The 14,738-nt window shown below is 38.5% G+C and carries 14 protein-coding genes; 10 read left to right on the forward strand and 4 right to left on the reverse strand.

The genetic code is table 11. The features are described from left to right. The first annotated feature begins 16 nt into the window (after nucleotides 1–16). Both ACY2RT_RS11720 and ACY2RT_RS11725 read left to right on the forward strand, forming a co-directional pair. Nucleotides 17–469, forward strand: a complete 453-nt coding sequence (locus ACY2RT_RS11720; protein WP_490156100.1) for a DUF4890 domain-containing protein — start codon at nucleotides 17–19, stop codon at nucleotides 467–469. 79 nt (nucleotides 470–548) lie between these two features. Beyond that, nucleotides 549–899, forward strand: a complete 351-nt coding sequence (locus ACY2RT_RS11725) for a hypothetical protein (RefSeq protein ID WP_490156101.1) — start codon at nucleotides 549–551, stop codon at nucleotides 897–899. A 49-nt stretch (nucleotides 900–948) separates the two neighbouring features. On the opposite strand, the gene hemL is transcribed toward ACY2RT_RS11725, so the two are convergent. Genes hemL through ACY2RT_RS11740 form a run of 3 tightly spaced genes read right to left on the reverse strand, consistent with a single transcriptional unit; the run spans nucleotide 949 to nucleotide 4,047 of the window. Beyond that, nucleotides 949–2,238: a glutamate-1-semialdehyde 2,1-aminomutase gene (hemL, locus tag ACY2RT_RS11730; protein ID WP_490156102.1), complete on the reverse strand. Its 1,290-nt coding sequence runs from the start codon at nucleotides 2,236–2,238 to the stop codon at nucleotides 949–951. Nucleotides 2,239–2,246: 8 nt separating this feature from the next. Beyond that, a complete protein-coding gene (locus ACY2RT_RS11735; protein ID WP_490156103.1) occupies nucleotides 2,247–3,107 on the reverse strand; it encodes a glucosaminidase domain-containing protein in 861 nt (286 codons plus the stop codon). 1 nt (nucleotide 3,108) lies between these two features. Then, nucleotides 3,109–4,047 (reverse strand): 1-aminocyclopropane-1-carboxylate deaminase/D-cysteine desulfhydrase, encoded by a 939-nt coding sequence (locus ACY2RT_RS11740; protein WP_490156104.1) that lies wholly within the window; start codon nucleotides 4,045–4,047, stop codon nucleotides 3,109–3,111. A 277-nt stretch (nucleotides 4,048–4,324) separates the two neighbouring features. Between ACY2RT_RS11740 and ACY2RT_RS11745 the strand changes: the two genes are divergently transcribed. From ACY2RT_RS11745 to ACY2RT_RS11760, 4 genes are read left to right on the forward strand one after another with little or no spacing between them, the layout of a single operon-like run. Beyond that, nucleotides 4,325–5,161: a phage tail-like protein gene (locus ACY2RT_RS11745; protein WP_490156105.1), complete on the forward strand. Its 837-nt coding sequence runs from the start codon at nucleotides 4,325–4,327 to the stop codon at nucleotides 5,159–5,161. Between the two features lie 15 nt (nucleotides 5,162–5,176). Then, entirely contained in the window at nucleotides 5,177–6,031 is an 855-nt protein-coding gene (locus ACY2RT_RS11750) for a phage tail-like protein (protein WP_490156106.1), read from the forward strand. A gap of 23 nt (nucleotides 6,032–6,054) precedes the next feature. After that, nucleotides 6,055–6,939, forward strand: a complete 885-nt coding sequence (locus ACY2RT_RS11755) for a phage tail-like protein (RefSeq protein ID WP_490156107.1) — start codon at nucleotides 6,055–6,057, stop codon at nucleotides 6,937–6,939. Between the two features lie 45 nt (nucleotides 6,940–6,984). Continuing rightward, the gene (locus ACY2RT_RS11760) at nucleotides 6,985–10,134 is read left to right on the forward strand and encodes a choice-of-anchor B family protein (RefSeq protein WP_490156108.1); all 3,150 of its coding nucleotides are present in this window, start codon (nucleotides 6,985–6,987) and stop codon (nucleotides 10,132–10,134) included. A gap of 17 nt (nucleotides 10,135–10,151) precedes the next feature. Here ACY2RT_RS11760 and ACY2RT_RS11765 read toward each other — a convergent pair whose 3' ends face one another. Further along, nucleotides 10,152–10,478, reverse strand: coding sequence for a hypothetical protein (locus ACY2RT_RS11765; protein WP_490156109.1), 327 nt, complete (start codon nucleotides 10,476–10,478; stop codon nucleotides 10,152–10,154). A 33-nt stretch (nucleotides 10,479–10,511) separates the two neighbouring features. Between ACY2RT_RS11765 and ACY2RT_RS11770 the strand changes: the two genes are divergently transcribed. The 4 genes from ACY2RT_RS11770 to ACY2RT_RS11785 all read left to right on the forward strand — a co-directional run bounded on the left by ACY2RT_RS11770 (nucleotide 10,512) and on the right by ACY2RT_RS11785 (nucleotide 14,664). Next, entirely contained in the window at nucleotides 10,512–10,685 is a 174-nt protein-coding gene (locus ACY2RT_RS11770) for a C1orf53 family protein (RefSeq protein ID WP_490156110.1), read from the forward strand. Between the two features lie 53 nt (nucleotides 10,686–10,738). Next, entirely contained in the window at nucleotides 10,739–12,718 is a 1,980-nt protein-coding gene (gene hutU / locus ACY2RT_RS11775) for a urocanate hydratase (protein WP_490156111.1), read from the forward strand. A 10-nt stretch (nucleotides 12,719–12,728) separates the two neighbouring features. Beyond that, nucleotides 12,729–13,265 (forward strand): DUF4136 domain-containing protein, encoded by a 537-nt coding sequence (locus ACY2RT_RS11780; RefSeq protein WP_490156112.1) that lies wholly within the window; start codon nucleotides 12,729–12,731, stop codon nucleotides 13,263–13,265. 301 nt (nucleotides 13,266–13,566) lie between these two features. Beyond that, nucleotides 13,567–14,664: a T9SS type A sorting domain-containing protein gene (locus ACY2RT_RS11785; RefSeq protein WP_490156113.1), complete on the forward strand. Its 1,098-nt coding sequence runs from the start codon at nucleotides 13,567–13,569 to the stop codon at nucleotides 14,662–14,664. Nucleotides 14,665–14,738 lie beyond the last annotated feature (74 nt).

Genomic DNA, 14,738 nt, shown 5'->3' on the forward strand with positions numbered 1-14,738 from the left:
TTAAAAAATGAAAAAAATGAAAAATGTATTATTGATCGCAATGCTGCTATGTAGCTTTGCTATAACGGCTCAAAGTCCGAAGGGGGATAAAAAGGAATCCCGAAAAGAAATGCGCCAAAAAATGAAGGACCTCACCCCAGAACAAGTAGCTACTTTGAAAACAAAGCAAATGACCTTACAATTGGGCCTTACCGAAGCACAGCAAGCCAAAGTAGAAAAATTGCAGTTAGAAATTGCTAAAAAACGAAAAGAACATTTCGAAAATAAAAAAGACAGAAAAGAACTAACATCAGATGAACTCTTCGAAAAGCGGTCAGAAATGTTAGACGGTAAAATAGCCATGAAAACTCAAATGAAATCTATTTTAACAGAGGAACAATACCAGAAGTGGGAAAAAGGGCTCCGCGGAAAACATAAAAGAATGCGCAAACACACTAAAAAAGAAGGGCGTCCCGAAAAAAACAGGTAAAAAGTAATTTTTGGCTTAGTTCTTGGTTAATTGTTTTGAAAATAGTTACATTAGTAACCCTAAATTTAATTTTGAAACAATGAAAAATCTATTAAAAGTAGTTGCTGTTGCATTTGTTATGCTATTTGGAATTAGTACTATGAATGCTCAGGGTTTAACCCAAGACCAGGACAGACCCGAAGTTGTCGCTAAAAAAATGGCAGATCATTATAGCAAACAGCTAGGATTGAACGGAGACCAACAACGTGCTTTGTTTAGAGCTTACACTGCCAAAGAAGCTAGTTACAGAAAACATGTAACAGGTAAAGATCTAACAGATCCTACGGTAACGGCAAATAAGAAAAAGTTTGACAAAACTTTATATGCAAGTGTAAAAAAAGCACTTACCGACGAGCAATATAAAAAATGGCTCGAACTGCAAAAAATATAAGTAGAACAGAAATACAAGAAAAAAGCCTTCTCAATTGAGAAGGCTTTTTTTATGACATTCTTTTAACAGCTCTTTCACAGGCTTCAATGGTTGCATCTATATCTTTATACGTAAGTGCATCATTTAAGAACCAGCTTTCAAATGCACTGGGTGGCAGGTAAATCCCTTCTGCCAGCATTCCGTGGAAGAAACGCTTAAACATATCATTATTGGCATTCGCTGCCGTTTGGAAATCGGTTACAGGTGTTTCAGAAAAATGTACCGAGATCATGGAACCTACCCGGTTGATCGTATGTGCAATATTATTTTCCGAAAGTACTCTGGCAAGTCCGTTGTGTAAGTATTCCGTTTTTTCTCCAAGTGTTGTAAATATTTCGGGGCGTGTATTTAACTCGGTCAACATAGCCAGTCCTGCAGCCATTGCCAAAGGGTTTCCACTTAAAGTACCTGCCTGATACACAGGCCCGACCGGAGCAAGATAGTTCATGATCTCTTCACGGGCTCCAAATGCACCCACCGGTAAGCCACCACCGATCACCTTCCCGAAAGTAACAATATCTGCTGCTACGGCATACAATTCCTGTACACCTCCTTTTGCCAAACGGAAACCGGTCATCACCTCATCAAAAACAAGGAGAATATCATTGGCATTGCAAAGGTCTCGTAAACCCTGTAAAAAGCCTTCGGAAGGAGGAATACAACCCATATTCCCTGCAACGGGTTCTAATATAATACAGGCAATCTCATCTTTATTTTCAGAAATAATTTCAGCGACGTGCTCCAAATCATTATACCTTGCCAATAAAGTATCTTTAGCGGTTCCCTGTGTTACTCCCGGACTATTAGGTGTTCCAAAAGTAACAGCACCGCTACCGGCCTGTATTAAAAAAGAATCGCTGTGGCCGTGATAACAACCGGCAAATTTTATGATCTTATCCTTGCCTGTAAATCCGCGAGCCAAACGTACCGCACTCATACAGGCTTCCGTACCGCTATTTACAAAACGGATCTTCTGAATATTAGGCACCATATCTACAGCCAGAGATGCTATGGTCGTTTCAATTTCAGTAGGCATTCCAAAAGAAGTTCCTTTTCGGGCTTTTTCAATTACAGCATTTACAACAGCGTCGTGCGCATGCCCCAGGATCATTGGCCCCCAGGACGCTATATAATCTATCAGCTTATTTCCATCTGCATCAAACAGATAGGCTCCTTCAGCCTTTTCAACAAAAATGGGATCGCCTCCCACTGCCTTAAATGCCCTTACGGGAGAATTTACCCCACCGGGTATGACGTGTTGTGCTTCAGCAAATAAAGCACTACTTCTTTTGTATATCATAAAGAATATTATTGATTTTTTACTGGATGCAAATATAACACTTGCCCAATAGAAATGGTATCAGATTCCAAACCATTATATTCTTTTAAGGTATCTACCGTAATATTAAAACGGCGGGCAATACTATATAAAGTATCTCCTCTTTGTACAGTATGTGTACCTATTTTAGAATTATCCGGTTTGAGGGGACTGGCTTTTTTCCCCAGGACCTGTTTGTCATATTTATCCAAATTATAACGCTCGATGATACTTATCAGCTTATTAGGATATTTCGGGTCTGTAGCATAACCGGCTTTTTTTAGCCCTTTTGCCCATCCCTTGTAGTCATCCTTTCTAAGTTTAAAGAGATCTCTATATCTGCTTCTTTCCGTTAAGAATAAGGAATGGTCCCTAAACGAGTACTTAGGGTCTTTATACTTTCTGAAACACTCCTGTAACTCATCATCATCATGATAGACACGTTCTCCATTCCAGTCCCTATGGCATTTTATGCCAAAATGATTATTTGCTTTTCTGGTAAGCTCACCACGCCCTGCCCCGCTTTCCAGGATTCCCTGTGCCAGGGTAATACTGGCAGGAATGCCGTATTGCAGCATTTCCTCTTTAGCAATGGTCTTGTAATTGCTTATATAATTTGAAACTATTTCTGCATAGGTAGCATTTGGTTTTGGTTTTGTTATTTTGGTCGGATTTGAGGTATTGTTGGTATTGGTAGTATTGGTAGTATTGACAGTATTTGTTGGAGTAGAATCAACGACAACTTTTTCAGTTTTGGTCCTTTTCTTAGTTTCCGCAATTCTTTTTTTAGACTTACAGCTACTTAGCAAAACAACAGCTACTAGCACTAAAGTAATTATTCTGTATAGCATATCACATTATGATTTGAGGCAGGTTTTTCTTTTTCAGTTTTTGGTTCATGCCGGTAATTCCTTGTAATCCACCGGTATGCACGGCTAAAATACGGCTATTTTCTTTGAAATACCCTTTTTTTAAAAGGTCAGTGATACCAAACATCATTTTCCCTGTATAAATAGGATCAAGTGGAATTCCACTGGTTTCTGTAAATTCATTCATAAAACGAACTAAATCCGAATCTATTTTACCATATCCTCCAAAACAATAGGTATCTAAAATCTCAAAATTAGCCTTTGACGTATATTTTTGTATTTCTGAAACCTGAAAGGTTCCCTTTAAGGCTGAAAATCCAATGACTTTCTGGTGTGGCAACGATGCTTTCACTAATCCGGTAATAGTACCTCCCGTCCCGACTGAAACACATAGGTAATCATATGCTGCATGTGCTTCGGTTAAAATTTCTTCGCAGCCTTTTACAGCGAGTGTATTGGTTCCTCCTTCGGGAATAAGATAAAACTCCCCAAATTGTTTTTTCAGGCCCTCTATAAAGTTCGGTTCGGTCTTATCTCTATACTTGGCACGTGAAACAAAATATAGTTGCATTCCGCAGCTTTGTGCATATTTGAGTGTAGGGTTTTGAGATATCTTTTCTGAAAGCTCTTCCCCTCTAATGACACCTATGGTTTTCAATCCACATTCTTTTCCGGCAGCAGCTACCGCTGCAATATGGTTTGAATAAGCACCACCAAAGCTAAGAAGCTTAGTATGATTGAGTTTTTGAGCTTCAAGAATGTTGTACTTTAATTTTCGGAATTTATTTCCTGAAACAAAAGGATGAATTTGGTCCTCTCTTACTATAGATAAAGTAGTAGTTTTTGGCAAAAAACCTGTTAGAGAGATCTTTTGGATCCTTGAATTAAATTTTTTTGTAAAAAAATCTTTCTTTTTAGTCATTGAAATTTAAAAAATGTATGCTTTTCTTAATTTTTAAAAATAATGCAAAAACTCCTGCTAAATATGCTGAAAAATAAGAATTCTATCTTAAAAATAACAAACGAATGACCTTTCCGGAGATATTTGTTTGCCATAATCTCCTAAAAGACAATTAATTTCAATTTTTGTAGGCTTTTTCTGATATATGTTAATTTTTTATGCATTTCGTCGATTTTCGACAACTTTTGTCGAATTTCTTCAGTATACTTGCGCTACCCAATTAGTTAAACCAAAAAAAATGAAACCTACTTATATTTCGAAGTTATGGAGTTTTATTTGTAGCCTGCTTTTGTTCTCTTTCATATCTGTTAGTGCACAAAATGTAGGTATAAATACAACTACTCCCAACGGAATTCTGGACGTGAATAGTAGTACAAGCGGTATAGTATTGCCTAGGGTCAGTCTCACATCTACCACTGTCCAGGCTCCAGTCGTAAATCCGCAAACAGGTAATATTCCTGTAGGAACCACCGTCTATAATACTAATACCACATCAACCGGCACAAATGATGTTTCACCGGGAATGTATGTATGGGATGGTTCTAAGTGGGCTATAAACTTTTCAAGAAAACAAGCAGTTCTGTACGAACAAAGCTCATTAGATATCAGGCCAACTTCATCTGAAGGATTCCGAAATATTACTGGCTTGACCGGACAAAGTTTTACCGCAGATTATACAGGATACTACAAAATTAAAGTGGATGTAAATTATGGCGGAGGAAGTGCTAAGGTCCCTGATGAATCTAGCAATTCGTCTGACGGATTTATCAATGTTGCCAGACAATCCGGCACATTCCGTTTTAACTTTGGAGGAACCAATTACGATATTCCTGCACATGCATATTCAACAGCTTATGACTCATCTGTAGGTGCTACAAATTACTTTGCTATTTGGCAGGAATTTTCAATGACAATATATGTCCAGCTTGACGCCGGAGATGTAACCAGTTTCAATTTGACCTTTGACCAGGATGATGCCCCGGAATATGTAAATGATGGGAATAGCAGTAGTGGTCGTGGCCATATAGCATATGATATCCCTTGTACTGTTGAAATAATATACGTTGGAGAATAATAAAAAGCCGAAAACATGAAAAAAATTACTATACATAAATATTTAAGCTTATCCATTTTCCTTTTTTCCGTATCGTTTATGACGGGGCAGGTAGGAATAGGTACAACTTCGCCTAAAGGAGCTTTGGATATTGAGTCGAGCACACAGGGTGTAATATTCCCGGTGGTCTCGTTAACAGACCTTAATACCGAAACTATTACGAACCCTAACGGAGGTGGTATCGTTGCGGGTACTACAGTATACAATACAAATACCACCAGCAATGGAGCAGATAGTATCTATCCGGGAATCTATTTTTGGAACGGGTCCAAATGGATCGCTCAGCGTGAAAAGAAAGACAATAAGCTCTTTTTGCAAGATACAGACCTACGAACAGGATCAGACAATGCAACGAATGGAGTAGCCGGTGATCAAAGTATTAGTTTTGATAGTAATAGTATCACACCCATTTACTCAGGTCCTTATAAAGTTACATTAACTGTGCATTACGGAGCAGGAGCAGTAAACCTTCCTTCGTCACCACAGTTTGTGAATTTTGCAAAGCAGGAAGGTGAATTTGATTTTACATTTAACGGGACTACACATACCTTTAGTTTAAGCACCTATTCAGGAAGTAATGATGATAAAATGTTTGACAATGGTACCCTAAAGTTGTATAACAATGCTTTTAATCAAACTTCCATTGATTTTCAAGAAACGTTAACTGCGGGAACTCCATATTCATTTACACTCACATTCAACCAAGAAGACGCTCCCGGATTTGAAGGGGATGGAGATATCATCGTTTCTCCTGCAGGAGATGGTAGAGGATATATAACAATCAACGATAGCGTTAAGTGTTCTGTAGAAATAAACTACGTAGGAGAATAAGTAATTTTTTTTAAACAATGATTATGAAACTATTCAATCTAAAATATAGTATTTGCATTACTTTGGTAAGTCTTCTTTTGGTACAAGTTCAGTATGCTCAAGTAGGAGTTGGAACAGTAACGCCTGAAGGGATCTTAGACCTGAAAACAACCTCAGAAGGTATTGTATTTCCTCGTGTAGCCTTAACAGCATCAAACGTGCAGGCGCCTGTTATTAACCCAAATGGCGGAAGTATTGTTGAAGGTACTACAGTATATAATACAAGTCTAACAACAAATGCTTCAAATAATGTCTACCCCGGGATTTACTCATGGAATGGCTCTATATGGGCTCCTCAGTTCATGATGGAAGAGTCTGTTAAATTTGAGCAAAGCGGAGGTTGTCAAAGAACTACGATCAGAAATAGTAATTCTAACCCCAATCCTAATGATGATGAAGACATTAGCGGATTGACAAACCGTACTTTCAAACCAAAATATTCGGGAACCTATAGAATAGAAGTAAAGGCAAACTTTGCAGCAGGTGAAATAGATGACTTCACAAGCTCGGATGCAATATCACTTGCTACTTCTGAAGGTTCTTTTTTCTTTACCCTTTCAGGGTCAGGAGTAGATATAGACCCTACAAGTGCGATCTATGATTATTCGGAAGGATGGCTCTATACACATTCCTACTCTACTCACAACAGTATTGAATCACCGGCACTGGAAGATAATACGGTCACTCATAATGGTTCATTAGTATATTATGAGTATCTAATTGCCAATACTGCGTATACTTTCAATCTAAGTGTTTGTATTACTACCGGGCATAGTTATTTTTTAAATAATGGAGATACCGGAGATGGAAGAGGCCATGTTGGGCATACTATTCCTTGCAGTGTTGAATTTACATTTCTTGATGATTAACAAAATTAAATATACATTAGCCGAAAATTTAAACCCCCCTACTCAATGACCAAAAAATTATTTTCTATCGTATTTATTTTAAGTGGATTTTTAACGTATGCACAAACGCCCTGTTCCGGTGGAACGGCAGGCTCGTATCCTTGTGATGGAATCACTTTACAAGCTTATATTTCTGCTTCAACTATGGGTGCAAATGAAGGGCAGGATTCCTGGGGCTGGACAGACCCTGTAGGTGGAAAAGAATATGCTATTGTCGCCCTTGACAATGGAACTGCTTTTGTAGATATTACCAACCCTACCAGTCCTGTATATCTGGCAAGGTTAAATACACATACAGGAAGTAGCCTATGGAGAGACGTTAAAGTATACAACAACCATGCTTATATTGTTAGTGACAGTAACGGAAGCCATGGGTTACAGATATTTGACCTTACCCGATTAAGAAGCTTAACAGGAAGTCCGGCTGTGACCTATACCAAAGCGCAGGTGGATGGACGTTATAGTGGAGTTGGGTCTGCTCACAATATCATTATTAATGAAGACACCGGATACGCTTATATTCTTGGGTCAAACGTAAACTCAGGAGCACCTCGAATCTTAAACCTTAACAGTAGTCTTATCAACCCAACGTTAGCAGGTGACGTTAGTGCCAGCCTGGGGTATTGCCATGATGCGCAGGTAGTTGTCTATGACGGTCCGGACCCGGACTATCAGGGAAGAGAACTTTTAATAGGAAGTTTTAGCGGTTCCGATTATGTAAAAATTCTTGACGTTACAAATAAAAGTAGTATTACACAAATCAGTACCGTAAGTTATACAAACAAATACTATACCCACCAGGGATGGTTTACAGAAGACAAGCGGTTCTTTATTGTTGGAGATGAAGTAGATGAAGAAAATGTAGGTTTTAATACTAGAACCCTTGTATACGATATGCAAGATCTTGATAATCCGGTTTTACACTATACACACTATGGCGCTACTACTGCTATCGATCATAATGGTTATGTAAGAGGCAATCGTTTCTACCTTGCAAATTATGCTGCAGGAATGAGAATTCTAAAAGTAGACGGCCTTTACGATGCTACTCCTAGCATGACAGAGATCAATTACTTTGACATGTACCCAACAAATAATACTGCCGCCTTTAATGGAACCTGGAATGTATATCCTTATTTTGAAAGTGGGAATTTAATTGCTACCGGTTTTGGAAATGCAAATATAAATGGAGACGGAGGGCTTTTCATTTTGAGAGACCCTTTATATGACGATGTTGATCCTGTAGTTGTTTGTCAGCCTTTTACTGCTGTACTGAACCCTGTAACAGGAACCGTCACTATTGATGCAACAGACCTCGACGGAGGATCTACCGATAACTTCGGAATTGTAAAAAGAACATTAACAGGACAAACCTCCTTTACCTGTGACGATGTAGGAACACACAACGTTACCCTAACCGTTGAAGACGACTACGGAAACAAATCATCCTGTGTTGCCGTTGTTACCGTTGAAGGACAAACTACTACCTATTCAGGAGGAGGTTGGGATAACGGTGCTCCAAACATAGGTTCCAATGCTAAAATAAGTCTAGACTACAACACTTCAAGCGGAAACATAGATGCTTGTACCTGTGAAGTGGATGCTTCCAGAACACTTACTGTTGCTGCAGGTGATTATATCAATATAACTAAAGACATTACAGTAAACGGAAGCCTGATCGTGGAACATACAGGAAGTGTGGTCCAAACTGATGGAGCTGCCGCTGTGACCAACAATGGGATCATCAATGTAGAACTTACCACACCCGTTTTACAGACCCGTGACTTTATGGTTATGGGAAGCCCCATGAGTGGTGAAACTCGTACCGATGTATTTGGTAGTGCCTTTTTGGTACTGGCACATACTCCGGCCAACTTCTTACCACACCCGGGAGTACCCTCAGGAGGTACCAACTTCGCCGATGACAATGGAGATTACTGGAACTCTTTTGCAAGTGGACCCATCAATGTGGGAGAAGGATATATCGTAAGGCCTCAATCCGGATACACAGACCCGGCCAACGTTGCCTTTGATATGACCTATAGTAAAGGAACTCTTAACAATGGAGATGTGACAAGACCCATCGTTTACAATGGAGCCGGCCCTAACCCGGACGGGACACCAAACACACTGGCCAATCCATATGCCTCGGCTATATCGGCCGTTAGCCTGATTAATGACAATCCACTTATCAACGAGGTCTATTTCTGGGAACACTTAACCCCTCCAAGTACATCCATTCCCGGTTCTAACAGTATCAATTTTAGCATGGATGATATCTCTATGTACAACCTATCGGGGGGAGTAAAAGCCGCCAACGATCCAGGAACCTCTACACAACCTAACGGAGTCATCGCTACAGGACAAGGATTTGGTATCAAAGCAATAGCTGTAGGAAATATCACCTTTACAAACTCCATGAGACTCACCTCAGGAAATACCACCCTGAGAAACCCGGCGGATGAAAAAGACATAGACCGTATCTGGATCAATGTATCAAATACGGCCTACGAAATTGAAAGCAATACCTTGATAGCATTCAATCCAATGGCAACACCACAAATCGACCCGGGATATGACAGTAACAGACTGGCAACTGCCATTGCTCTGTATTCTCACCTCGAAGGGGGAAACAAACAATTGGGAATTCAAACAAGAGAGGCATTTGATCCTGCTATTAAGATCCCTATGGGATTTGCTTCTCAAATAGAGGCAGACCTGCTCTTTAATATATCCATTGCAAATATGGAAGGAGAGCATATTACAAATACCAAGGTGTTGTTAATAGACAATCTGGAGAACATCGTACATAACCTAACCGATGAAGACTACCAGTTCAAAGCAGGGAAAGGTACCTTCAACCAAAGGTTTACACTGCTTTTTGAAGACCAGGTTACATTAGGACCCGATGAAAGTGCTTTGCGGTCTATTGCCGTGTTCCCTAATCCAACAGATCATATCATCAATGTATATTCACCAAATGCGATCATAAACAATATTGAAATGTATGACCTGAGAGGAAGAAGAGTCGTGGATATTATTAACAAAGAAGAAAATAATGTTACCCTTGACCTATCTGAACTAGAAACAGCAATCTATTTCGTCAAAATATACACCCAAGCAGGAACTATAACCAAAAAAATAATTAAAGAATAAGTATTTACTCCCAATAACTAAATATAGTTTGCAAATTTCCAAAAAGACCTCTTTTTTAAATAATCGAGGTCTTTTTCATAGGTATATGCTTCTCGCTCGAAACTTATATTTCGGTAAGCCTGATAGCTGTTTTTATAAAGAAAGAACTTAAAAAGAAATTCAACGCTGTACCATACATAGAACGGAATGATCAATAATTCTATCTGTTGCCTTAAATGAATTCGTTCATGATTCAAAAAAACCACATCTTTTTTAAACTTTTTATGCTTCAAAATAATAAACGGCCAAAATGCAATTCCTGAAAATTTCTTCTGAAACAAATAACGATTCACTAAAACTATCATAGGTTCAAGGTAAGAAAATGTTATTTTTGTAAGATGACATTTTTTAAGAAAAAAATTGAACCGGAAGAAGGTGATTATTACCTAACTCCGGAAGGCTATAAATGTTTTACGGAACAATATCATTTAAAACGTGGCTATTGCTGTGAAAGTGCCTGTAGACATTGCCCGTATGGATTCAATAATAAAACAAACTCTCAAAAGAGGTAACTGCTGGTAGTTACTTCTGTTTAATAAATAAAAGATACTGAACACCGAAAAATATGACTTTTGCAGAAGAAATAAAACAAGGAATCCCTTCAGAATTACCCAAACAAAAAGCATATGACCCTTCTATAAATCATGCGCCTAAACGAAAAAAAATACTTTCGGTGGAGGAAAAAAAATTAGCGCTGTGCAACGCACTTCGGTATTTTGATCCAAAGCATCACACTACCCTCCTACCTGAATTCAGTGAAGAGTTAGACACTTATGGAAGGATCTATATGTATCGGTACCGTCCGGAACACAAAATCTATGCACGCCCTATTGATGAATATCCAGGAGGTTGTGAGCAAGCAAAAGCAATTATGCTAATGATTCAAAACAATTTAGACTATGCTGTAGCACAGCATCCTCATGAGTTAATTACATATGGTGGTAATGGCGCAGTATTTCAGAATTGGGCTCAATACCGCCTGGTGATGAAGTATCTTTCAGAAATGACCAACGAACAGACTCTTGTAATATACTCCGGGCATCCATTAGGTTTGTTCCCTTCACATAAAGATGCTCCTCGTGTCGTTGTAACAAACGGAATGATGATTCCCAACTATTCGCAACCGGATGATTGGGAAAAATTCAATGCTTTAGGAGTTACTCAATATGGGCAAATGACAGCAGGAAGTTATATGTATATTGGTCCGCAGGGGATTGTTCATGGAACGACGATTACGGTATTAAATGGTTTCAGAAAAATTAAAAAGTCCCCTAAAGGTGGATTATTTGTTACTTCGGGCTTAGGAGGAATGAGTGGTGCACAGCCCAAAGCAGGGAATATTGCCGGCTGTGTTACAGTTTGTGCCGAAGTAAACAAAAAGGCTACACATACCCGTCATTCTCAAGGATGGGTAGATGAAATCATTTCTGATCTAAATGAATTGAGTGCCCGTGTGAAAAAGGCTGTAGCAACAAAACAAACCGTTTCTATTGCTTATAATGGAAATGTCGTTGATGTTTGGGAGCGTTTTGCTGATGATAACATCCATATTGATCTGGGAAGTGATCAAACCTCTTTACATAATCCCTGGGCCGGTGGATATTATCCGGTTGGGATGACCTATGAAGAAGCTAATGAGATGATGGCAAATCAACCTGAAGTTTTTAAAACAGAAGTACAAAAAACATTATGTCGCCATGCTGAAGCAATAAATAGACATACAGCAAAAGGCACTTATTTCTTTGACTATGGAAATGCTTTTCTTCTGGAAGCTTCCCGTGCAGGAGCAGATATTATGGCTGAAAATGGCATCGATTTTAAATACCAGAGTTATGTTCAGGATATTATGGGCCCTATGTGTTTTGATTATGGTTTTGGCCCCTTTCGATGGGTTTGTACTTCGGGAAAACAGGAAGATCTGCTAAAAACAGATGTTATTGCCTGTGAAATTTTAGAAGAGATAATGAAAAATTCTCCTGAAGAAATCCGGCAACAAATGGCAGATAATATCCAATGGATCAAAGGTGCTCAGGAAAATAAACTGGTGGTTGGATCGCAAGCACGTATTCTGTATGCAGATAGTGATGGACGTATAAAAATTGCCTCCGCCTTTAACAAAGCAATAGCTGAAGGTAAAATTGGAGCGGTTGTTCTGGGACGGGATCATCACGATGTTTCGGGAACAGATTCTCCCTACCGGGAAACCTCAAACATTTACGATGGTAGCCGTTTTACAGCAGATATGGCAATACAGAATGTAATTGGAGACAGTTTTCGAGGTGCTACCTGGGTAAGTATTCATAACGGTGGTGGTGTTGGCTGGGGAGAGGTTGTAAACGGTGGATTTGGTATGGTTCTTGATGGTAGTAATGATGCGCAAAGACGATTAGAATCAATGCTTTTCTGGGATGTAAATAATGGAATTGCACGTCGTGGTTGGGCACGAAATGAAGAAGCTGTCTTCGCTATTAAAAGAGCGATGAAAAACAATTCTCAGTTACAAGTTACACTTCCAAATTTCGTTGATAAAAGATTATTCAATTAAAAGTAACGCTATGAAAATCATCAAATTTTTACCTGTCCTTTTACTTCTGGTATTTACATCGTGTGTTACCGTCCGTGTGGCAGCAGACTATGACCGTGAAGCAAATTTTAGTGCTTACGATTCTTATGCTTTTTATAAGCCGGGAATTGATAAAGCACAAATTTCTGATCTAGACAAAAAACGTATTCTTCGATCGATCGATAGCGAACTATCTGTAAAAGGAATGACCAAATCTGAAACTCCGGATTTATTAATAAGTATTTTTACAAAAGAACGGGAACGTGTTGATGTTTACCAAAGGAACTTTGGTTATGGTTGGGGGTGGAATCCCTGGTGGTATGGCGGTTACTACGGAAGTTCGGTTTCTACCAAAACCGAAGGCACTCTATTTATTGACCTCATTGACGCTAAAACTAACGAATTAGTCTGGCAAGGAATGGGTACCGCAAATCTGGTCACTCATAATATTGAAAAAAAAGAAGAACGCATTCGAGAAATAGTTCGGGAAATTCTAGCCAAATACCCTCCCGGTATGATAGAAAAATAAGTTTACAACCCTCATATATTGAGGGTTTTTTTATGCCCTAAAACTATTCCCGGCACATTTTAATAGATAGAATAACTACAAATATAGCTTCTGTTACATAATTTATATCTTTTGTTACAATAGTACTATTCTCCATTTTACAAGCTGCTTAATTTTACCTAAAGAAATTTTTACCCAAGTAAATTAACGGGTATATACCCCATATAGAATTAGGTTTTTTACCCTTGATTACCAGTAAGTTGAATCATAGTTTTGTTTAATATTAATAATTAAAGCCTTTTACTAACTAAAACTACATTTTATGAAAACAATTTTTACTTTTTGCTTAATATTATTTACAACAATAGTATTTGCACAAGCACATATGTTTGTACATACCGCAACTCCGGGAAATATATCCGCCGCGGTAACTTACATTGATCATCCCGACCTAAACAATAATCCTGCTGCAAAGATTATTGTAACCCATAACTGGAATCCGCCCGGAAGTCCAGGCGTATTTAACAATAAGGTAACAGGAGCGTTTTACAGTACTACGCAAAATAAATGGTCTGTATTTAACGAGGATGGTACTGCAATGCAGCCTGATGTGTCTTTCAATATCTATATTGCTCAGGGAACAGAGGTTATGACACACATATCTAATGTCGGCAATCAAGGTTCCTCGCCAGCATATACAATTTTAAATGACCCTATACTTAATGGCAATCCTAATGCCTCTGCTGTTTTAACCAGTTACTACAACCCCAATAGTATTTACAATCCTTTTAATTATGGTTTCTGGTATGATGATACAGGAGGAAATAATCATTGGATTATCTATACAGAAGACCTTTCTCCTATTCCAACAGATGCAGCATTTTTTGTAGCAGTTGGAGGTTCAGGAGTTCAAACAATGCGTCACCAGGCCAACGCTGGAAACATTAATAGTAATTGGACAAATATTTCTCATCCACTGTTAGACGGGAATCCAAATGCTGTTTTTGTAATGTCTCACAACTGGGGTGTTTCAGGTAATACTTCAAATGTTATACTAGATAAAGCATTAGGAGTTTGGTATACAGGTACTAATTGGGCTATTTATACTGAAGACTCATCTGCTATGCCGGTAGATGCAGAATTTGATCTAATGATATATGATCCTTCTTTAGGAGTTGACGATGTTACCATAGAAGGATTTAGTTACTATCCTAATCCAGTATCAAATGAGGTAAATATCGAAACTCAGGATGAGATTACGCAAGTATCCATATTTAATGTTCTTGGACAAGAAGTTGCACAAATAGAAGGTGACAGTAACAGAATGGTTATTGACCTATCAAGTTATACTTCTGGGAGCTATTTTGCAAAAGTTCAGGTAGGAGATACTGTTAAAACAGTTAAACTCATCAAAATATAATTTTGCAAATTGACTAACTAACCAAAGAAAAAGGAGTGCCATGGCACTCCTTTTTTATTACAATTATATTAGCC

This window comes from Ulvibacter sp. 2210JD10-4 (assembly GCF_058148525.1).